We start from the raw sequence: 19,005 nt of genomic DNA on the forward strand, positions 1-19,005 counted from the left end.
AACATGGTCGCAACAAAGCAGCCTCCTTGCGAAACGCGCCGTCGTTCCGCCGCACGGGAAGGTCACCCCGCGCCACCGGACAAGAGGATGTGTCAGAGGCCGGCGCAGGCGGCGCCGTCGACGGCGCATTCGCTCGGGCGGGTGTTCTCGCCGGTGTGTTCGAAGTGGATCCGCAACGCCACGGACGCGCCGCCGTCGAGGTCCACCCCACTGGTGTACGTGAAGACGCCGTCGGACATCCGGGAGGTGCCCTGCGGCGCACCCTCCACCCAGGAGCTGGCCACGCGGCTGCCGGCCGGCGGCACCAGGCGCACCGTCCAGGGGCGGGGACCGGCGGCGGCGTTGGCGAGCAGCACCTCGCCGATGAAGCCGTCGTCGAAGGAGTTCACCACCCGGTACCGCCCGGTGACCGGCGACGGCGGCGGGGGCGGCGGGGCCGACTCCGGTCGCGCGTCCCGTCCCGCGGCGGAGGACGCGGGGTGCCGGCTGGGCGTCGGGCCGGGCGGCGGATCGCTGCGGCGCGGGGTGAGCTGCGGGGCGCCCGGAGCGGGCAGGGCGACCGGCGCCCGCGACGGCGGACTCGACGGCAGGTCGGGCAGCGCCACGGTGGCGGGCAGATCAGCCGGCCGGGCGGTCTCCGGCTCGCGGCCGCGGGACGCCGCCAACGCGACGACCAGCAGCACCACCATCACCACGACCCCGGTGGCCACCAGCAGCCAGGGCGAAGAGGCGAGCGCCGTGGCGGCCCGGGACGAGCGGCGACGCGTGCCGGACATGCCCCTCCCTCGTCCGTGCCGTTCGGCGAGCGTAGCCATCATCGGCAGGGCCGGAAAGTCTGCGGCGCGGGCACCGTCCTGATGGTACGGACGCGTCCGGCGCTCAGCCGATGGTGCAGTCCGCCCCGTTGACGGTGCACTGGCCCGGCCGGTCACCGGTGCCGGTCCGGCCGAACGTCATGGACACCACGGCGCTCTCCCCCGCCGGGAGGGGCCTGCTGCCGCTCAGCACGAACCAGCCACTGCCCTCGGTACGCACCGACAGCCCCGAGTCCGACGACGCCTGAATCGACTTGACGTTGCCCGTGAACAGCAGTTCCACCTGCCACTCGCGAGCCCCGCCGGTGGTGTTGCGCACCGTCAGCCGGGCGGAGAACGAGTTCCGGTCGCTGGAGGTGGCCTGGTAGTCCGCGCTCACCCGGCCGGAGCTGGCGGCCGGTGCGCGGGTCGTCGGCGTCGCGGCCGGCCGGCGGGTGCTGGCCCGCGGCGACGGGGTGGCGCTGGCCGTCCGCGACGGGGTGGCGTCCACGGCGACCAGCGGGGCGTCGGCGGGGGGCGTCACGGACGACGTCACGGAGGGCATCCTCGGCAGGTACATCGGCGGCGCCGGCTCGGGCGCCGCCGCGTGCTCCGGTCCGCGGAAGGAGAGCAGGGCGAACACCAGCAGGACGGCGAGCAGACCGACGCCGAGCAGCACGACGATCCACGGCATCGACGCCAGCACGGCGGGTGCGGATCGCGCCCCCGGCCGTGGGGCCGAGCGGTCGGACATGAGGTCCCCCTTGTCGGAGCAGACGCGCCAGCCTAGCCAGCAAAGATGTCGGACAGCAGAGGGCCCGCCCGGTACGGTCCGTCCGGCCGGTACGGGTCGGAAAACGGCTGGCCGCACGAAACCGATTCGGGTCCGGTCGGGTCAGCCCCGCATCGACGCCGCCCACCGAACGGCTGCCCGACAGGCGTCACGCCGCGCGGATGACGGTGCAGATGGCCGGACCGTCCTCGGTGGTGCGCAGCAGATAGCGGTACCGCTCGCCCGGCACCGCCCGACCCTGGCTGTCCAGGAACTCCCACTGCACGGCCACCTCGGTCAGCAGCGCGGAGACCGGCTGCACGTCCTCGATCAGCGCGTTCGCCGCGACCAGCTCCCGTTCCTGGTAGTCCGGGGCGGCGCCGACGAAGGAGAGCGCGACGGCGGTCAGCGTGCTGAAGGAGAAGCTGTACGTGTCGGCGACCACCAGCCCGGGCAGGGCGTAGCAGCCGGCGAGGGCGGGTACGTCGCCGGCGGTGAGCGCCACGCCGTACCGGTCGAAGAAGTCGGTCAGCGTGTCGAGATCGGTGGAGGCTCTCACGGCGTCACCAATTGCCGCCGACGGGCGCCGGCAAACCTCAGCGCGGCGGGATGTGCACCTCGATCTCGGCGCCGAGCTTGGCCCGACCGGCCAGGTCAAGGTCGTCGCCGCTCCAGAACCGACCCGGGTCGTACCAGTTCGGACGGCGGCCGGCCGGCAGCAGCCCCATCGCCTCGTAGGTCACCGCCACCACCTCGGCGCAGTACGCCGTCTCCAACGCCCGGTCGGGCACCGGCACCCCGGAGCGGTCCCGGCGGCCCGGCAGCCGCACCTGCGGCACGCGGCCCCGCGCCCAGCGCCACGCGAGCTGGGCGGTGGAGGGGAAGGGCGTGCCGTCGAGCCGGGCGACGGTACGCAGCACCGCCTGCTCCATCGCCGCGTCGGCCGGCGGGTCGAGCTGGCGCAGCCAGGCCCGCTGGCCGTACCGGTTGGCCCAGACGCAGACCGCGTCGCGCAGGTCGTGCAGCTGCACGCCGCGCTGGTGACTGCCGGTCCACATGTCCGGCAGCGAGCGGCCCAGCTCGGCGTGCCACATCAGGGGCGGCATGTCGTCCAGCACGACGGCCATGCCGACGTGGTTGACCGGGCTGTTCGTGGTGAGCTGGATGGCGCGGTCGGGCACGCTCCGGCCACGGAACACCCACACGTCTCCGGTACGGGTCAGGTCGACGGCCTCGTCCAGGCTGATGCTCATGCCCTCGCCCCGGTGTTTCGCTCGCTGCGGTCGCTCATGGGCCACTACCCTAGGCCGATGCGGCAACGGATGCGGTGGTGGAAGGTACTCGGTCTGGCCGGCCTGGCCGGCGTCGCGGCGTCCGGCGTGGTCATCGCCCGCGCCGAGCGGCGCCGCCGGTCGTACACGCCGGAGGAGATCCGGGACCGGCTGCGCGAGCGGCACGCGCAGGCCGCGGGGAACGGCACGCCGGCCGGCGAGCAGGCCTGACCCGGCGGGCGCGGCTCAACTCTCGGGCTCGGCCCCGGCGCGGCGCAGCGCCTCGTCGAGCGCTCCGGGGGTACGCCCGAGCACCGCGCTCCCGTCGTCGAGCAGCAGGATCGGCCGCTGGATGAGCTCCGGATGCGCCACCATCGCCTCGATCCAGCGGGGCTCGGTGGCGTCGTCGCGGGGCCAGTCGGCCATGCCCCGCTCCACCGCGGCCGGCTCCCCGGTGCGGCAGATGTCCCACGCGCGCGCCTCGAGCCGGCGCAGCACCTCGGTCAACTCGGCCGCGCTCGGCGGCTGCTCCAGGTACGCCCGCAGCCGGTACGGCACCCGCGCCTCGTCGAGGGTGGTGCGGGCACAGGTGGACTTCGAGCAGGACGGGTTGTGCCAGATCTCCATGACCGACATGGTGACAGACGACCTGCCGACCTGTCCCATTTCATCCAGAGTGGACGGTCGACGGGGCATCGGAGCAGGGGCTTGGTGGATACCATCCCGGAATGGCGACGCCCTTCGACCGGACCCCGTTCGTCCTGTCCCCGCCGGCCGCCCCCGTCGAGCGGCACGGCCAGGTGGACGTGCACCTGCCGGCGGGTGACGGGCCCCGGCCCGCCGTGATGCTGGTCCACGGCGCACCGCTGCCACCCGGCGCGTCCGATCCGCGCGACTGGCTCCTCTACCGCGGATACGGCGCCCTCCTGGCCGACCAGGGCCTCGTCGCCGCGGTCGTCAGCTACCGGGTGGACGAGCTGACGGGCTTCCCGGCCGCGGCCGAGGACGTCGCGGCGGCCGTCGCGCAGGTTCGCGCCGATCCCCGGGTCGACGCCGACCGGCTGGTGCTCTGGTTCTTCTCCGGCGGCGGCCTGCTGCTGAGCGACTGGCTGCGCGCCGCACCGTCGTGGCTGCGCGGGCTGGTCGGCACCTATCCGCTGCTGGAGCCGCTGCCCGGTTGGGAGGTCGAGGCCCGGTTCCACCCGGTCGACGCCGTGGCGTCCGCCGGCGACCTGCCGATCCTGCTGGTCCGGGCGGGTCGGGACATGCCGCCGGTGCTGGCCGGGATCGAGGCGTTCACCTCGGCGGCGGCGGCGAGTGGCCGGTGGGTGCGGGTTCTCGACGTACCGGACGGACGGCACGGCTTCGACGCACTGGACCACACCGATCAGTCCCGGGACGCCGTGCGCGCGGCCCGCGACGCGGTGGTCGCGCTGCTGCGTGACGCCTAGCGCGGCCGGGTCGGCGCGCCTCGGCGCGGGCGGATCGGCCGCGACACGCCGCAAACCGTGCAAGCCGATGACGGCGGGTCTCATGGCGGACCCCAGCGCAGGCCGGAGGGGCAGTTCGCTGCCGGATGTCCGGTTCCGGGTTGGTGGTCGTCGCCCGGATGTCCGGTCTGACCTGCGGTGTCGGGTGGGCGGGGTCGGCCCGGTGGTGGAATGGTCGGCGGGCCGGGGTCGTTATACATGGCAGACCGCGGTGGCCCCCGGCCCGGACGGGAGTACCGGAGAGTCAGGCCCGGCGGAATGCCGGCCCACCCCGGTTGGTTACATCCCCCGGCACCACCCCGAGCAGGCCCCCGGGCCGAGGCCCGTGGAATGCGGGACCACCCGGGTTGGTTACATCCCCCGGCACCATGGCCCCCGGGCCTGTGGAATGCGCAGCCCGCCGGGACGGTTACATCCCCCCGGACACCCCGAGCAGAGCCCCTTTGTGTGGCCGCCGGGCAGATCCCCTTCCTTTGACTTCCCTCTCACGCGCCGCCGTCTCCCCCGACGACGGTTGCGTTTCCCCCGATCGAAAGGTGCACCCTCATGCGTACCGATCTGATCCGCAAGACCGCCCTGACCGCTGCCGGCCTCGCCGCCACCGCCGGTGGGATCGCCGGCCCCGCCGTCGCCGCCTACGCCGCCCCCACCCACCAGGGCACCAGCACCTCGACGCAGGCCGACCGTAAGTCGCACGGCGAGCGGGAGCTCAACGTGCGCTACCAGGCCCAGCCGAACTTCTACTACTGCGGCCCCGCCGCCACCCGCAACGCCCTCTCCGTGCAGGGCAAGAACATCGACGTCGACGCCATGGCCAAGGAAATGGGCACCACCGAGGACGGCACCAACAGCATCAACGACATCACCCCCGTCCTGAACAAGGAAACCGGCAAGAAGGTCTACCGGTCGGTGGAGATCCGCGACAACAAGGCCGACCGCAAGCAGACCGACAAGCTGCGCACCGACATCGTCCGCACCATCGACGACGGCCGCGCCGTGGTCGCCAACATCGCCGGCACCACCACCGACACCGACGGCACCACCCACTCCTTCGAAGGCGGGCACTACATCAGCGTCGTGGGCTACACCGACAACGGCAAGACCGTCACCATCGCCGACTCGGCCAACCCCGACCAGGCCTCCTACCGAATCAGCGTCGACAACCTCGCCGACTGGATCGCCACCCGCGGCTACTCCGCCGCCTCCTGACCCACCAACACCACCGACAAGGGCCGGCCCCACCCGGGGCCGGCCCTTTCGTCGTCTCTGGTGGGACCGGGGTCAGCCGTCGCGGCCGGCCCGGACCGGCTCGGCCGGCTCTGACGCGGGCTCCTGGTCCAGGTGCCGGGCCCGGCGCCGCAGCCACCAGGTGCTGCCCAGCCCGGCGAGCACCGCGAGGACCAGGCCCGCCCAGGAGATGTCCTTGAGCCAGTGCTCGGCGGCCCGGCCGACGGTGTAGAGCAGGTAGGTCGTGCCGAAGGCCCAGACCAGGCCGCCGGCCGCGTTGGCGGCCAGGAACCGGCGGTACGGCACGTGCAGCGCGCCCGCGAGGGGCCCGGCCAGGATGCGCAGCAGCGCGACGAACCGGCCGAAGAAGACCGCCCAGACGCCGTGCCGGGCGAAGCTCTGCTCGGCCCGGGCGAGCTGCGCGGGGCCGAGGTGTCGGGGGAAGCGCCGCCCCAACCGGGCCAGCAGCGGACGGCCGCCGCGCCGGCCCACCGCGTACCCGATGGAGTCGCCGAGGATGGCGCCGAACGCCGCGGCGCAGGCCACCCACTCCGGCTCGACCACCCCGGCGGCGGCCAGCAGGGCGGAGCTGACCAGCACGATCTCGCCGGGGAGCGGGACACCCATGCTCTCGACACCGATCACCCCGGCGACGATCAGATAGACCGCGACCGGGGGCAGCGCGGAGAGCCAGTGCTGTACGTCGACCACCCGCCACCCCTTCCGATCCGACCTCGAACCCTACCCCCGCCGCCGGGGCCGGGTGGGCTGCTCGGCGGCTCGGCCGTCCCGCTCACCCCCGTCGGAGCGGGACGGCCGACGCGGACCGGCGGCGGTCAGCCGGTGATCGGGGCGACGAACTCCAGCCGGTTGCCGTGCGGGTCCTCGGTGTGGAACCGCCGCATCCCGGGCAGCTCGTCGTCACCCCAGGTGACCGGGTGTCCGGCGGCGGCCAGCCGGGCGGCGAGGTCGTCCAGGTCGGGGCGGAGCAGGGCCGGGTGCGCCTTGCGGGCGGGGCGGAAACCGTCCTCGACGCCCAGGTGCAGCTCCGCGCCGTACCCGGTGAACCAGCAACCACCGCGGGCGGCGAGGGCCGGCGGTTTGGGCTTCTCGACCAGGCCGAGCAGGCCGGCGTAGAAGGCCCGGGAGGCCTCCTCGGAGCCGCGTGGGTAGGCGAGCAGGACGTGATGGATCATGGTGGCACCTCCTCGTCCCGAACCCTGGCACGAGGTTGCGCGAATAGCAAGACGGACGTACGGTTTTGTTGACGACGAGAATCGGCGGTAAGTGTCACCTAACCTGGGCGGCGCTCCGACCGGTGCGACAGACTGCTCAGGACTACTCACGGTCGCTGGTGTGAAGGAGTACGACGTGGCGAGCCTCGACACCTTCGGTGCGAAGACCCGGCTACGCGTCGGAGACGCGAGCTACGAGATTTTCAGGATTGACAAGGTGGAGGGCCACGACCGGCTGCCCTACAGCTTGAAGGTCCTGCTGGAGAACCTGCTGCGGACCGAGGACGGCGCGAACATCACCGCCGACCACATCCGCCAGCTCGGCGGCTGGGACCCGACCGCCGCCCCCAGCGTGGAGATCCAGTTCACCCCGGCGCGGGTGCTCATGCAGGACTTCACCGGCGTGCCCTGCGTCGTGGACCTGGCCACCATGCGGGAGGCCGTCCGCGACCTCGGCGGCGACGCCACCAAGGTCAACCCGCTCGCCCCGGCCGAGCTGGTCATCGACCACTCCGTCATCGCCGACCTGTTCGGCCGCGAGGACGCCTTCGCGCGCAACGTCGAGCTGGAGTACGAGCGCAACAAGGAGCGCTACCAGTTCCTGCGCTGGGGCCAGACCGCGTTCAACGAGTTCAAGGTCGTCCCGCCGGGCACCGGCATCGTGCACCAGGTCAACATCGAGTACCTGGCCCGCACGGTGATGGAGCGCAACGGCCAGGCGTACCCGGACACCGTGGTCGGCACCGACTCGCACACCACCATGGTCAACGGCCTGGGCGTGCTGGGCTGGGGCGTCGGCGGCATCGAGGCCGAGGCCGCGATGCTCGGCCAGCCGGTCAGCATGCTGATCCCCCGGGTCGTCGGCTTCAAGCTGCACGGCGAGATGCCGGCCGGCACCACCGCCACCGACCTGGTGCTGACCATCACCGAGATGCTGCGCAAGCACGGCGTGGTCGGCAAGTTCGTCGAGTTCTACGGCCCCGGCGTCAGCGCCGTGCCGCTGGCCAACCGGGCCACCATCGGCAACATGTCCCCGGAGTACGGCTCGACCGTGGCGATCTTCCCGATCGACGCCGAGACCGTCCGCTACCTGGAGCTGACCGGCCGCGACCCGCAGCAGGTCGCGCTCGTCGAGGCGTACGCCAAGGAGCAGGGCCTCTGGCACGACCCGAACCACGAGCCGGAGTACTCGGAGCGACTGGAGCTCGACCTGGGCACCATCGAGCCGTCCCTGGCCGGCCCGAAGCGTCCGCAGGACCGGGTGCCGCTGGGCAGCGCCAAGACGCTGTTCCGCTCCGCGCTGACCGACTACGTCGCCGACGACTCCGCCGGTGCGCGTGACCTCAAGCCGGGCGTCGCCCGCGAGCAGCTGCCGCGCGGCGCCAACGGCCCGGCCGACGAGGCCAGCGCCGAGTCCTTCCCGGCCAGCGACCCGCCGGCCAACGAGTTCAGCGACCCGGCCGACGAGCCGCGCGACCTGGAGACCGCCGCGGCCGGCGCCGGCGGGCGCGCCACCAACCCGGTCCGGGTGACCAGCGCCGACGGCGTCGAGTACGAGCTGGACCACGGCGCCGTGGTGATCGCCGCCATCACCTCCTGCACCAACACCTCCAACCCGCAGGTGATGATCGGCGCCGCGCTGCTCGCCCGCAACGCGGTCGACAAGGGCCTGACCCGCAAGCCGTGGGTGAAGACCACCCTGGCGCCGGGCTCCAAGGTCGTCATGGACTACTACGACCGCGCCGGCCTCACGCCCTACCTGGACAAGCTCGGCTTCAACCTGGTCGGCTACGGCTGCACCACCTGCATCGGCAACTCCGGCCCGCTGCCGGAGGAGGTCTCCGCCGCGGTCAACGAGGGCGACCTCGCCGTCGTCTCGGTGCTCTCCGGCAACCGGAACTTCGAGGGCCGGATCAACCCGGACGTCAAGATGAACTACCTGGCGTCCCCGCCGCTGGTGGTCGCGTACGCGCTCGCCGGCACGATGGACATCGACCTGGCCAACGAGCCGCTCGGCGAGGACAGCGAGGGCAACCCCGTCTTCCTGCGCGACATCTGGCCGAACAGCGCCGAGATCCAGGACGTCATCGCCCAGGCGATCGGCGCCACCGGCTTCAGCGCCGCGTACGCCGACGTCTTCGCCGGCGACGAGCGCTGGCAGTCGCTGCCCACCCCGACCGGTGACACCTTCGCCTGGGCCAACGAGTCCACCTACGTCCGCAAGCCCCCGTACTTCGAGGGCATGGAGCGGGAGCCGAAGGCCGTCGTGGACATCAGCGACGCCCGGGTGCTGGCCAAGCTGGGCGACTCGGTGACCACCGACCACATCTCCCCGGCCGGCTCGATCAAGGCCGACTCCCCCGCCGGTAAGTACCTCGCCGAGCACGGCGTGCCGCGCCACGAGTTCAACTCGTACGGCTCGCGCCGGGGCAACCACGAGGTGATGATCCGGGGCACCTTCGCCAACATCCGGCTGCGCAACCAGCTGGTCCCGGGCGTCGAGGGCGGCTTCACGGTCAACCACCTGACCGGCGAGCAGACCTCGATCTACGACGCCTCGATGGCGTACCAGGAGGCGGGCGTCCCGCTGGTCATCCTGGCCGGCAAGGAGTACGGCTCCGGCTCGTCGCGCGACTGGGCGGCCAAGGGCACCATGCTGCTCGGCGTCAAGGCGGTCATCGCCGAGTCGTACGAGCGGATCCACCGCTCCAACCTGATCGGCATGGGCGTGCTGCCGCTGCAGTTCCCGGTGGACACCACCGCGGAGTCGCTCGGCCTCACCGGCACGGAGACCTTCTCCATCACCGGCGTGACCGCGCTCAACGACGGCGACACCCCGCGCACGGTGAAGGTCACCACCAACACCGGCGTGGAGTTCGACGCCGTGGTCCGGATCGACACCCCGGGCGAGGCGGACTACTACCGGCACGGCGGCATCCTGCAGTACGTGCTGCGCCGGATGATCGCGAGCTGACGTACCACGACGACAAGGCCCCTTCCCGCGCTGGCGGGGAGGGGCCCTGTCGTGTCGGTGCGGATGCCCGATGCTCGCGGCGGGGACGGTCAGTCCTCGCGGCGGCGGGCCTCCCGGGTCTTCATGGCGTGCTCCATGAGCGTGACCAGCACGTCCCGGCTGGACTCCCGCTGCCGGGCGTCGCAGAGCAGCACCGGCACGCCCGGGTCCAGGTTGAGCGCCGCCTGCACCTCGTCCAGCTGGTAGCGCCGGGCGTCCTCGAAGCAGTTCACCGCCACCACGAACGGGGTGCCCCGCTCCTCGAAGTAGTCGATCGAGGGGAAGCAGTCCGCCAGTCGGCGGGTGTCCGCCAGCACCACCGCCCCGATCGCGCCCAGGGCCAGCTCGTCCCAGACGAACCAGAACCGGTCCTGGCCGGGAGTGCCGAAGAGGTAGAGCACCAGGTCGTCGCTGATGGTGATCCGGCCGAAGTCCATCGCCACCGTGGTGGTGGTCTTGTCCTCCACGCCGGACAGGTCGTCGACCCCGATGCCCGTCTCGGTCAGCACCTCCTCGGTGCGCAGCGGCCTGGTCTCGCTCACCGAGCCGACCATGGTGGTCTTGCCCGCGCCGAAGCCGCCGGCGATCAAGATCTTGATCGCGGTGGGCAGCGGCGGCGCTCCCGCCGGCCGGTCAGAGTGCCCGTAGTCCATTGATCACCGCCTCGAAGACGCTCTCGTCAGGTAGGCCGGCGCTGCCGCGCGGCGGCCGCACCATCACCAGTTCGCGGGCCATCAGGTCGCCCAGGAGGACCCGGACGGTCCCCACCGGCAGGTCCAGATGGGCGGCGACCTCCGCCACGGACTGCATCCGCTGGCAGAGCGCGACGATCGCCAGGTGCTCCGGGCCCAGCCCGGACTCCGCGCCGGCGTCCGCGCGGGTCGCCGTCACCAGGGAGATGAGGTCGAACGTGCCGGTGACCGGGCGGGCCCGGCCGCGGGTGACCGCGTACGGCCGGACCACCGGCCCGGCGTGGTCGTCCACCCACCTGTCCTCGGAACCGCCCTCGACCCTCATCGCCGCTACTTCCCGCCGGCCGGCTGGTCGATCCCCCGGGTCGGCGACGCGACGAACTTGCCCACCCGGGTCACCAGCATCGCCATCTCGTAGGCGATCAGTCCGACGTCGGCGTCCTCGGCGGCGAGCACCGCCAAGCAGGCGTTGCGCCCGGCCGCCGTGACGAACAGGAACGACGACTGCATCTCGATGATGGTCTGCTGGACCTGCCCGCCGCCGAACCGCTTGCCCGCGCCCCGGGCCAGGCTCTGGATCCCGGCCGCCATCGCCGCAAGGTGCTCACCGTCGTCCCGGCTCAGCCCCCGCGACGAGGCCATCAGCAGGCCGTCGGAGGAGAGCGCCACGGCGTGTTCGGCCTGCTTCACCCGACCGACCAGATCGTCCAGCAGCCACGTCAGGTCGGCACTCGAAGCCGTCTTCTGCCCCACTCGTCGTCCTCTTCTCCCCCGGCTGGTGTCGCCGTACGTCGGTGTTGCCGTGCCCGTCGCGCGGTCGCTTCTCCTCGCGCCGCCGTCAGGTCGCCTGACCGTCCCCGTCCTCCGGCCCGTCGCCGGACCGCGCCCCGGTGGCGGCGCCTCCCAGCAGGCGGGCCGCATCGGTCCGGCCACGCCGGGTGCCCGTCTGGTAGGAGCTCATCCTCTTGCGCACCTGCTCCGGCAGGCGCGCCGCCTGCTCGTCGGACTCGTCGTCGTCGGCCGCCTGCTCACCGCGCAGCTCCGGCACGATGTTGGCCTGCCGTACCCGCACCGGCAGCCCGGAGTCCGTCACCCGGGCGTCCGTGCCGGCCGACGTCTGGTCGTCAGTGGGCGCTTCCGCTACGGCCGGGTCCGGCACGGCCGCGGCGACCGGCGTCGGGACGGTCGCGGGCCGCTGCGGCGCGGCGGGCCGGGCCACGGTGGTCGGCAGGCCGGTCGGCACGGTGGGGCCGGTCAGGGCACCCTGTCCCGGCCCGGTCCGGGACCGGGTGGGCAGCCCCGACGCAGCCGGCGACGGCGCGGTCCCGGCCCAGACCGGCAGCGCCGGAGTGTCCACCGGATCGCCGTCCGCGGCGGTGTCGCTGCCGGCCGCCGGGACCCCGGCCGGCGGTACGCCCTCGGCGGCGGCGATCGGCGGGACCGACCCGGTACCGACCGGGAAGCCGCCCGAGGTGTTCGCGTCCTGGCCGGTCTCCACCAGGTCCAGGGGGATCAGTACGATGGCGGTGGTACCGCCGTACGCTGACTCCTTGAGCTGGACCTTCACCCCGTGCCGCTCGGTCAGCCGGCTGACCACGTAGAGGCCCAGGCGGGCGGCGTTGGCCAGGTTCAGCTCGGAGCGGTCCGCGATGCGGTCGTTGGCGGCGGCCAGGTCCTCCTCGGTCATGCCGAGGCCGCGGTCCTCGATCTCGATGGCGAAGCCGTTGGCGACCAGCTGGCCCCGCACCTCCACCGAGGTGTGCGGCGGGGAGAAGGCGAGCCCGTTCTCGATCAGCTCGGCCAGCAGGTGGATCACGTCACCGACCGCCCGGCCGGCCAGCGAGACGGGCCCCAGCGGCAGCACGTTGACCCGGGTGTAGTCCTCGACCTCGGCGACCGCGCCGCGCACCACGTCCACCATGGGCACGTTGCGTCGCCAGGCGCGGCCCGGGGTCGAGCCGGAGAGCACGATCAGGTTCTCGGCGTTGCGCCGCATCCGGGTGGCCAGGTGGTCCACCCGGAACAGGTCCTCCAGCTCCTCCGCGTCCTGCTCGCGGCGCTCCATCGCGTCGAGCAGGGTGAGCTGGCGATGGACCAGGGCCTGGGTGCGCCGGGCCAGGCTGAGGAAGACCTCGCGGACGTTGCGGCGCAGCTCGGCCTGCTCCACCGCGGTACGCACGGCGGTCTCCTGCACCACGTTGAAGGCCTTGCCGACCTGGCCGATCTCGTCGTCGCCGAACTCCAGCGGCGGCGCCTCCGTGGCCACGTCGACCTCCTCGCCGTGACCGAGCCGCTCCACCACCCCGGGCAGCCGCTCGTTGGCCAGCCGGAAGGCGGCCTCGCGCAGCCGTTCGAGCTGACGGACCAGGGCGCGGGCGGTGGTGATCGAGACGATCACCGAGGCGATGACGGCGATCAGGCCGAGGCCGGCGGCGAGCACCATCCGGACGATCACCCAGATCGCCACCGGGGTGGCCCGGTCGACCAGCGCGTCGCCGCTGGCCAGCACCGTGGCCTCCTGCTCCTGCAGTGCCGGGGCGATGGCGGCCTGCCAGTCGTCGGCCTCGACGGGCAGGGGCGCGTTGGGGCGGCCGTCACGGACCAGCCGGTCCTCCATCGACCGCAGCCGGACGAAGGACTGCCCGTCGGTCATCCGCACGTAGCGTTCGCGGTCGGCGTCGGGCAGCTCGGCCAGCGCCTCGCCGGCGAGGAACCGTTGCGCGCCGACCAGGTGGGCGAACTGGGCGTACTCCCGGTCGTTGATCCGGCCGGCGGCGGCCACCCCGGCGAAGAGGGCGTCCTCCTGGGACATCAGCTCCCGCACCCGGACCAGCTGGGTGAGCGTGGCGGTGTCCTTGGCGATCTGCTCGTCGTCCAGTTTGCCCAGGGAGGCGTACACCCGGAACAGCGAGTCGAGCACCCCGGTGTACGAGTCGACGGCGCCGGCCCGGTCGACGGACCGGGTGGCGACCGCGTCCCGCACCGCGCCCAGGGCGTCCAGCCGGGTGACCACCTCGTCGATCCGCTCCACCAGCTCGTCGCTCGAGGCGAGCCGGGCCCGCGAGCTGCGGGCCGACTCGGCGAAGTCGGCGGCCCGCTCCTCGCTGCGCCGGCGCTGCTCACGCAGCTGCTCCGCCTGCTCCGGACTCGGGCGGCCGAGGTAGGCCGCCGACATCCGCCGTTCCCGCTGGAGTTCGGTGAGCAGCGACTCACTCGGCTCGGCGACCTGCGCGTCGAGCGTCTGCACGCCGAGCACGTTGAGACCGTCGCGCAGGGTCACCCAGGCCGCGAAAGCCCAGAGCGCGGCCAACGAGACCAGCAGGGCCACAACCTTGGTGCGCAGACTTGCACTGCGGGAACCCATCACACCCGTCCCTCGCCGGTCCTCATTCACGTTTCGGATTGGCCGAAAAGCGCGACCCCGGCCCCGGCGCACGCTAGCAGTGTCCGGAAGTTCACTCAAGCAGTGCAGACCAGGGGTCTGTCGGGGTATGAGCGCCACCGCGCAGCCGGTCGCCCGCCGCCTTGCGTGCGGCGATCACGGCCGCCCGTACGATCTGTCCAGGATGGTACAGGTCCTTGTCGTGCCACAGTGGAGGGCCGTCCCGCTCACCGTCCATCACGGACAACCGACCGGCCGCCGCGGCCACAGCCGCGTCGAGCGAGGGCGAGGGCCGCCCCGCCAGGAGCACGAGCAGGCCGTACGCGGTCTCCTCCGCCGTGCCGGCCCACCGCCCCCAGGAGCCGTCGGACTGCTGACTGTCGAGCACCCAGCCGACCGCCCGCTCCACCGCCGGCCGGGCCGACGGACCACCGTGGTCGCGCAGGGCGAGCACCGCGCAGCAGGTGGCGTAGTAGGGCGAGGCGTGCCAGCGGTCGGACCACCGGCCGTCGGCCTCCTGCCGGTCGAGCAGCCAGCCGGTGAGCCGGCGCACCACCCCCGCCGCCCGGGGGCCACCGTCGCCGAGTTGCCGGCCCAGCGCCTCCAGCACGTGCGCGTTGGTGGTCACCGACGCGCCGTTCTCCCCCTGCCAGGTGCAGAAGTGCTCCCCGGTGTCGTACCCGGCCAGGCACGCCGGGTCGGCCGGCTGGCCCAGCCGCGCCAGCGCGTACAGGGTGACCGCGGTGGTGTCGGCGTCGGTGGGCAGGCCCGGCCCGGTGGCGGCGCCGTCCGGGCCGAGCGCGGCCCGCAGCTCGGCGAGGACTCCGGCCGGCACCGACAGGGGTACGCCGACCCGGGCCAGGGTGGCGAGCACCCAGGAGCGTTCGAAGACAGTGATCGGGGTGGCGCAGGGCACCGGTCCCCCGTGGTCGGCGATCGCCTGGCGCAGGTAGTCCACGGTGGCCGGTGGGCTCCCGTCGGGGCCGCCGAGCCAGGCGGCGGTGGCGGCCGGGGAGGCGCCGACCGCGCCCGACCCGGTGGGGGTCACGGTGGGCAGCCGCCGCGCCGCCGGGCCGAGCACCTCCAGCGCGTGCAACAGCTTCGGCGGCATCGGACGGCCGGACCGGGCAAGCAGGCGTACCCGGTCGAGGCGCTGCGAGTCCATGCCGGCCGGCAGCGGCGGCGGGCCAACGGCGCGCCACTCGGCGAGCGCGGTCGGCGACTCGGCCAGCCGGTCGCCGATCCGCTCGACCAGCGCCGGAACGATCAGGTCCACGGCCGGCAGGTCCGGCACGGGGTACGCCGCCGGGCCGGCCGCCCGGTCGTACAGCAGGCGCAGCGCCCGGTCCACGGCGTTGCGCACGCCGTCGTGGGACCAGCCGACCGGGATGTCCCACTCCAGCGCGGCGAGCAGCCCCTCGACGGCGCTCAGCGTGGGCACCAGCGCGTAGCCCTCCGGCCCGCCCCAGCCTCCGTCCGGGCGCTGCCCGGCGAGCAGGAAGCGGATCCGTTCGGCGTGCTGCGGCAGCCAGGGCGCCAGGGCGACCAGCCGACCGGTCTCGTACGGCGACGGCGACGTACGGCCCGCCGGACGGACGGTCAGCCCGGCGACCAGCTCGCCCGCCGCCACCGCGTACCCGGGATCCTCCGGTGGTGCGGCGTCCCGGGCCAGAGCCTCCGTGCTCACGCCACCCCCCAGAAGTCGGTCGACCGGTAGAAGCCGCTGGTGTAGCCGAGCTGCCGGGTCAGGTAGGCCGTCTCCCGGGGGCAGTCGGCGCGCAGCTCGTCGAGGAGTTCGGTGGCCCGCGCGAGAAGGCCGGTCAGCTCCCGCTCGACGACGGCCCGGTCCTCGACCAGCATGATCGCGTTGAGGTCGCCCCAGCGCAGGTCCCGCTCGTAGGTGGCCAGGTCGTTGACCAGCCGCAGGGCGCGTTGCACCGCGTCGCTGGCGGCGACCAGCCGATCGAGCCGGTCGGGTGCGTCCGGGCCGCCGGTGGAGATCCAGTGCCCCAAGTTCACCACGGTGCAGGCCAGGTTGTCGGCGTTGGCCAGGTAGTCGGCGAGCGACGGCAGCGGCAGCAGGCCGTCGCGGCCGGCCGTCCGCCAGTGCCATTCCCGCCGCATCGCCTCCAGCGTCCGGCGCACCGCCTTTCGCCACACCCCGCCCAGCGTCGCGAAGGCCGGCGCGGCGGCCAGTTCGGCCCGGAACTCGGCCAGGAACCGGCCCAGCGGGTCGTCCGCCGTCGCGGGCGCCCCGGCGGCGACCGCGAGCTGCCGGCGCACCAGCTGGTCGACTTCGGCGGCCGAGGTGGCCAGGTGGTCCACCTGCCAGTCCAGCGCGAACCCCCAGAGCACCGCCCGGTTGGTCAACCGCAGCTCGGCGGCGTCGCACCAAGGGGCGCTGAACGCGATGGCCAGGGCGACGCTGCTGGCCAGGGCCGCGTCGAAGGGCCCGGCGGCGAAGAGGTCCGGATGAGCGGCGAGGCAGCGTTGCAGGTCCCGCTGGCCCTGCGCGGCGAGGGCGCAGATCCGTCCGTGCTCGGCGGCCTCCCGCAGCTCGTCGACCGCCCGTACGTCAGGTGCCACGGCGGTCAGGCCAGGGCCGGTTGCCGGTGCGGGGTGAGCATCAGCGGCACCGGCCCCCCGGCTCGCAGGGAGGCGGCGAGCTGCGGGGCCGGCATCCCGGGCTCGCATAGCCGGTACCGGAACCGGCTGAACAGGGTCGCCAGGATCAGCGTCGCCTCCAGCTGGAACAGGTACTGCCCGATGCACTGGTGGGCGCCGCCGCCGAACGGGAAGTAGGCGTACCGGTGCGCGCGCCGGGGCGCGTCGGGGGCGAAGCGCTCCGGGTCGAAGACCTCCGGGCGGTCCCAGAACCGGGCCAGCCGCTGGGTGACGTAGGGGCTGAGGGCGATCGTCGCGCCGGCGGAGATCCGGGTGCCGCCGATGACGTCGTCGGCGACCGCCGTCCGCGGGACCAGCCAGCCCGACGGATAGGTGCGAAGCAGCTCGTCCAGCACCATCCGGGTGTAGCGCAGCTCGCCGACCTGCTCCCGGGTGACCACCTCGCCGGGGCCGACCACCCGGTCGATCTCCTCGTAGAGCCGGGCGGCGACGTCGGGCACCTGCTCCAGCAGCGGGAAGAGCCAGGTGAGCACCGTGTACGTGGTCTCGGTGGTGGTGGCGAAGGTGGACACCACGTCGTCGCGGACCCGCCGCTCGTCCAGCTTGTTGCCGTCGGCGTCCCTGGCCCGGGCCAGCGCGGCGAGGATGTCGTCGCCGCCCTGGGGCCGGGCCCGCTCGGCGCGGACCAGCGGGAGCAGGATCTCGTCGATGTTCCGGACGGCCCGACGGAAGGCCCGGTCGCCGGGCATCGGCACGGCGTCCGGCAGGAACGGGGCGAGCAGCCGGAACCGCAGCGCGGTCGCGACGGTGTTCTGCTCGACGACCACCCGTCTGGCATCGGCAGTGTCGATCTTGGCGCCGAAGAAGACCCGGCTGACGGCCGCGCAGATGATCCGGGAGACCTCGGCGGCCGCGTCGACCGGGGTGCCGTCGCGCGCCGGGCCGGCCAACTCGTCCACGGCGTCGCTGATCGCCCGGCTCATGTCGGCCACGGCGGCGTCGAGCCGCTTGGGCGTGAAATGCGGCTGGAGCCGCCGCCGGCTCGCCTCCCACTTCGGGCCCTCGGAGAGGATCCCGTCGCCGCCCAGCTTCCGGACCGACCGCCACAGCATGCTGTCGCCGGCCCGGGTGTAGTTCGCGGCGTTGTCCCGCAGCACGTGCTGGACGTGCGCCGGCTCGGTGACCAGGTACGGCCGGATGGTGCCCAGGTTCAGCCGGACGACCTGCCCGGGCGTCGCGTCGGCGAGTCCGACCAGGGTGCCCAGCGGGTCGCGGAGCAGCTTGGGCACCGTGCGACGCAGGGTGGCGACGTGCGGCTTGCGGTGAACCGGGGCGGTCGACTCAGTCATGGCTCACCTGCACGGGTCCTCCTCCGGTGCTGCACCGCCTCGCGCTGCGTGGTGCTGTGGTGATGGCGCGTGACGGTTGCGGTGAGCATGTCACTGATGAAAGGGCTTTTCCAGATTTTGCGTCCGGAGAAATTCTCACAGTCAACTAAGGTCGTCCACTGTGCACGGTCGCTTCCGGACGCTAGCCCGACAGATCGCGCAGGTAGCGCCACTCCGCAGCCACCGGCCGGTAGCCTAATCCGCGGTTCAGCGTGAGCATCGGCACATTACCGGCGTCGTTGCTGGTGTACGCGTACCGCAGCCCGGCTGCCCGGGCCCGGCTCAGCGAGCGGTGCTTGACCGCGCGGGCCAGCCCCCGGCCCCGGTGCCCGCGCCGGGTGCCGGTCATCCCCGACCGGTAGCGGGTCCGGCCGTCGGTCAGCGCGAAACCGAACGCGAGCACCCCCCCGTCCCGGACGGCCACCGTGGTCAGGTCCCGGTCCAGGTCGGGGCGCTCCCAGTAGGCGGTCCGCCAGTCGGTGTAGCTGATCTCATCCATCGTCACCTCGCCCGGCTCGTCCCGGGAGGCGTCGAGGTCGGCCAGGTAGAGCGGGTGCGGGTCGGGCAGTTCGGCCGCGGCGAGCAGCCGCACCCCGACCGGCAGCGCCGGGGCCGGGGGCAGTTCCGCCTCGGCCAGGTCCAGCAGCAGGAACTCGGCCCGCCGGCCGCGCCGGTAGCCGCGCCGCTCGGCGAAGCCGGTGCTGGCCGGGTCGTCGGCCACCGTCGCGTACGCGGCCAGCGCCCCCAGCCCCGCGAGCCGCCGCTCGGCGGCGACGAGCAGGGCGGTGCCCGCACCCCCGCCGCGCCACTGCGGGTGCACCGAGAGGTTGGCGAAGCCCAGCCCCGGATCCGCGCTCTCGTGCAGCAGCCCGGTCCGCGCCGCGCCGACCACTCTCCCGGCGCTCTCGGCGACCAGCACGCCGAACCGCTCGGCGGCCGGCGCGCCGGTGAGGCGCCAACCCAGCCACTCCTCGGTGATCATCTGGTACGGCGCGGCGGCGGCCAGCACCTCGGCGACCGCCGGCACGTCGGCGGGTCGCAGCGGGCGTACGACAGGGGCCATGGTGGGGGAACCTACCCCGACGCGGCGCCGTCCGGGGGGTGCGAATCCGGGCG

19 protein-coding genes are annotated in these 19,005 nt (G+C 73.6%); 4 read left to right on the plus strand and 15 right to left on the minus strand.

Annotation, left to right across the window (positions count from 1 at the left end; all coding sequences use genetic code 11):
• Nucleotides 1-92: 92 nt before the first annotated feature.
• The 4 genes from ACTWM8_RS20780 to ACTWM8_RS20795 form a co-directional block, all read right to left on the minus strand.
• Nucleotides 93-776 (minus strand): cellulose binding domain-containing protein, encoded by a 684-nt coding sequence (locus ACTWM8_RS20780; protein ID WP_446210500.1) that lies wholly within the window; start codon nucleotides 774-776, stop codon nucleotides 93-95.
• Between the two features lie 103 nt (nucleotides 777-879).
• Nucleotides 880-1,548, minus strand: coding sequence for a cellulose binding domain-containing protein (locus ACTWM8_RS20785; protein WP_446210501.1), 669 nt, complete (start codon nucleotides 1,546-1,548; stop codon nucleotides 880-882).
• A gap of 187 nt (nucleotides 1,549-1,735) precedes the next feature.
• The gene (locus ACTWM8_RS20790; protein ID WP_441146789.1) at nucleotides 1,736-2,125 is read right to left on the minus strand and encodes a hypothetical protein; all 390 of its coding nucleotides are present in this window, start codon (nucleotides 2,123-2,125) and stop codon (nucleotides 1,736-1,738) included.
• Between the two features lie 37 nt (nucleotides 2,126-2,162).
• Entirely contained in the window at nucleotides 2,163-2,819 is a 657-nt protein-coding gene (locus ACTWM8_RS20795) for a hypothetical protein (RefSeq protein WP_446210502.1), read from the minus strand.
• Between the two features lie 69 nt (nucleotides 2,820-2,888).
• On the opposite strand from ACTWM8_RS20795, the gene ACTWM8_RS20800 reads away from it, so the two are divergent.
• Nucleotides 2,889-3,068 (plus strand): hypothetical protein, encoded by a 180-nt coding sequence (locus ACTWM8_RS20800; RefSeq protein WP_179806561.1) that lies wholly within the window; start codon nucleotides 2,889-2,891, stop codon nucleotides 3,066-3,068.
• 15 nt (nucleotides 3,069-3,083) lie between these two features.
• Here ACTWM8_RS20800 and ACTWM8_RS20805 read toward each other — a convergent pair whose 3' ends face one another.
• The gene (locus ACTWM8_RS20805; protein WP_446210503.1) at nucleotides 3,084-3,464 is read right to left on the minus strand and encodes an ArsC/Spx/MgsR family protein; all 381 of its coding nucleotides are present in this window, start codon (nucleotides 3,462-3,464) and stop codon (nucleotides 3,084-3,086) included.
• 101 nt (nucleotides 3,465-3,565) lie between these two features.
• Here ACTWM8_RS20805 and ACTWM8_RS20810 point away from each other — a divergent pair, with 101 nt between their 5' ends.
• Complete coding sequence (locus ACTWM8_RS20810; protein ID WP_446210504.1) at nucleotides 3,566-4,288, plus strand: hypothetical protein; 723 nt, start codon at nucleotides 3,566-3,568, stop codon at nucleotides 4,286-4,288.
• A gap of 585 nt (nucleotides 4,289-4,873) precedes the next feature.
• Complete coding sequence (locus ACTWM8_RS20815) at nucleotides 4,874-5,536, plus strand: C39 family peptidase (protein WP_446210505.1); 663 nt, start codon at nucleotides 4,874-4,876, stop codon at nucleotides 5,534-5,536.
• 72 nt (nucleotides 5,537-5,608) lie between these two features.
• Here ACTWM8_RS20815 and ACTWM8_RS20820 read toward each other — a convergent pair whose 3' ends face one another.
• Together ACTWM8_RS20820 and ACTWM8_RS20825 are read right to left on the minus strand one after the other, a co-directional pair.
• Nucleotides 5,609-6,265 (minus strand): DedA family protein, encoded by a 657-nt coding sequence (locus ACTWM8_RS20820; protein ID WP_446210506.1) that lies wholly within the window; start codon nucleotides 6,263-6,265, stop codon nucleotides 5,609-5,611.
• Nucleotides 6,266-6,390: 125 nt separating this feature from the next.
• The gene (locus ACTWM8_RS20825) at nucleotides 6,391-6,750 is read right to left on the minus strand and encodes a VOC family protein (protein WP_446210507.1); all 360 of its coding nucleotides are present in this window, start codon (nucleotides 6,748-6,750) and stop codon (nucleotides 6,391-6,393) included.
• Nucleotides 6,751-6,910: 160 nt separating this feature from the next.
• On the opposite strand from ACTWM8_RS20825, the gene ACTWM8_RS20830 reads away from it, so the two are divergent.
• Entirely contained in the window at nucleotides 6,911-9,763 is a 2,853-nt protein-coding gene (locus ACTWM8_RS20830; RefSeq protein WP_446210508.1) for an aconitate hydratase, read from the plus strand.
• A gap of 89 nt (nucleotides 9,764-9,852) precedes the next feature.
• Here the strand turns inward: ACTWM8_RS20830 and ACTWM8_RS20835 are convergent, their stop codons facing one another.
• From ACTWM8_RS20835 to ACTWM8_RS20870, 8 genes are all read right to left on the minus strand, one after another.
• The gene (locus ACTWM8_RS20835; protein WP_088961285.1) at nucleotides 9,853-10,455 is read right to left on the minus strand and encodes a GTP-binding protein; all 603 of its coding nucleotides are present in this window, start codon (nucleotides 10,453-10,455) and stop codon (nucleotides 9,853-9,855) included.
• Complete coding sequence (locus tag ACTWM8_RS20840; protein WP_154936056.1) at nucleotides 10,436-10,819, minus strand: DUF742 domain-containing protein; 384 nt, start codon at nucleotides 10,817-10,819, stop codon at nucleotides 10,436-10,438. The genes ACTWM8_RS20835 and ACTWM8_RS20840 overlap by 20 nt, the downstream gene beginning before the upstream one ends.
• Nucleotides 10,820-10,824: 5 nt before the next feature.
• Nucleotides 10,825-11,247 carry a roadblock/LC7 domain-containing protein gene (locus ACTWM8_RS20845; RefSeq protein ID WP_446210509.1) on the minus strand — a complete coding sequence of 141 codons (423 nt, stop codon included), beginning with the start codon at nucleotides 11,245-11,247 and terminating at the stop codon, nucleotides 10,825-10,827.
• A gap of 85 nt (nucleotides 11,248-11,332) precedes the next feature.
• The gene (locus tag ACTWM8_RS20850; protein ID WP_446210510.1) at nucleotides 11,333-13,858 is read right to left on the minus strand and encodes a nitrate- and nitrite sensing domain-containing protein; all 2,526 of its coding nucleotides are present in this window, start codon (nucleotides 13,856-13,858) and stop codon (nucleotides 11,333-11,335) included.
• A 91-nt stretch (nucleotides 13,859-13,949) separates the two neighbouring features.
• Nucleotides 13,950-15,563: a prenyltransferase gene (locus ACTWM8_RS20855; RefSeq protein ID WP_446210511.1), complete on the minus strand. Its 1,614-nt coding sequence runs from the start codon at nucleotides 15,561-15,563 to the stop codon at nucleotides 13,950-13,952.
• Entirely contained in the window at nucleotides 15,560-16,462 is a 903-nt protein-coding gene (locus ACTWM8_RS20860; protein ID WP_446210512.1) for a terpene synthase family protein, read from the minus strand. The genes ACTWM8_RS20855 and ACTWM8_RS20860 overlap by 4 nt, the downstream gene beginning before the upstream one ends.
• Nucleotides 16,463-16,467: 5 nt before the next feature.
• Complete coding sequence (locus ACTWM8_RS20865; RefSeq protein ID WP_446210513.1) at nucleotides 16,468-17,850, minus strand: cytochrome P450; 1,383 nt, start codon at nucleotides 17,848-17,850, stop codon at nucleotides 16,468-16,470.
• Between the two features lie 181 nt (nucleotides 17,851-18,031).
• Nucleotides 18,032-18,952: an N-acetyltransferase family protein gene (locus ACTWM8_RS20870; protein ID WP_446210514.1), complete on the minus strand. Its 921-nt coding sequence runs from the start codon at nucleotides 18,950-18,952 to the stop codon at nucleotides 18,032-18,034.
• Between the last annotated feature and the right edge of the window lie 53 nt (nucleotides 18,953-19,005).

It is taken from the genome of Micromonospora sp. IBSANI012, assembly GCF_052814045.1.

What these genes read in the sequence shown, in the direction of transcription:
- ACTWM8_RS20780 (WP_446210500.1), bottom strand. Translation starts at nt 776, where the DNA reads ATGTCCGGCACGCGTCGCCGCTCGTCCCGGGCCGCCACGGCGCTCGCC.
- ACTWM8_RS20785 (WP_446210501.1), bottom strand. Translation starts at nt 1,548, where the DNA reads ATGTCCGACCGCTCGGCCCCACGGCCGGGGGCGCGATCCGCACCCGCC.
- ACTWM8_RS20795 (WP_446210502.1), bottom strand. Translation starts at nt 2,819, where the DNA reads ATGAGCATCAGCCTGGACGAGGCCGTCGACCTGACCCGTACCGGAGAC.
- ACTWM8_RS20800 (WP_179806561.1), top strand. Translation starts at nt 2,889, where the DNA reads ATGCGGTGGTGGAAGGTACTCGGTCTGGCCGGCCTGGCCGGCGTCGCG.
- ACTWM8_RS20805 (WP_446210503.1), bottom strand. Translation starts at nt 3,464, where the DNA reads ATGGAGATCTGGCACAACCCGTCCTGCTCGAAGTCCACCTGTGCCCGC.
- ACTWM8_RS20810 (WP_446210504.1), top strand. Translation starts at nt 3,566, where the DNA reads ATGGCGACGCCCTTCGACCGGACCCCGTTCGTCCTGTCCCCGCCGGCC.
- ACTWM8_RS20815 (WP_446210505.1), top strand. Translation starts at nt 4,874, where the DNA reads ATGCGTACCGATCTGATCCGCAAGACCGCCCTGACCGCTGCCGGCCTC.
- ACTWM8_RS20825 (WP_446210507.1), bottom strand. Translation starts at nt 6,750, where the DNA reads ATGATCCATCACGTCCTGCTCGCCTACCCACGCGGCTCCGAGGAGGCC.
- ACTWM8_RS20835 (WP_088961285.1), bottom strand. Translation starts at nt 10,455, where the DNA reads ATGGACTACGGGCACTCTGACCGGCCGGCGGGAGCGCCGCCGCTGCCC.
- ACTWM8_RS20840 (WP_154936056.1), bottom strand. Translation starts at nt 10,819, where the DNA reads ATGAGGGTCGAGGGCGGTTCCGAGGACAGGTGGGTGGACGACCACGCC.
- ACTWM8_RS20850 (WP_446210510.1), bottom strand. Translation starts at nt 13,858, where the DNA reads ATGGGTTCCCGCAGTGCAAGTCTGCGCACCAAGGTTGTGGCCCTGCTG.
- ACTWM8_RS20865 (WP_446210513.1), bottom strand. Translation starts at nt 17,850, where the DNA reads ATGACTGAGTCGACCGCCCCGGTTCACCGCAAGCCGCACGTCGCCACC.
- ACTWM8_RS20870 (WP_446210514.1), bottom strand. Translation starts at nt 18,952, where the DNA reads ATGGCCCCTGTCGTACGCCCGCTGCGACCCGCCGACGTGCCGGCGGTC.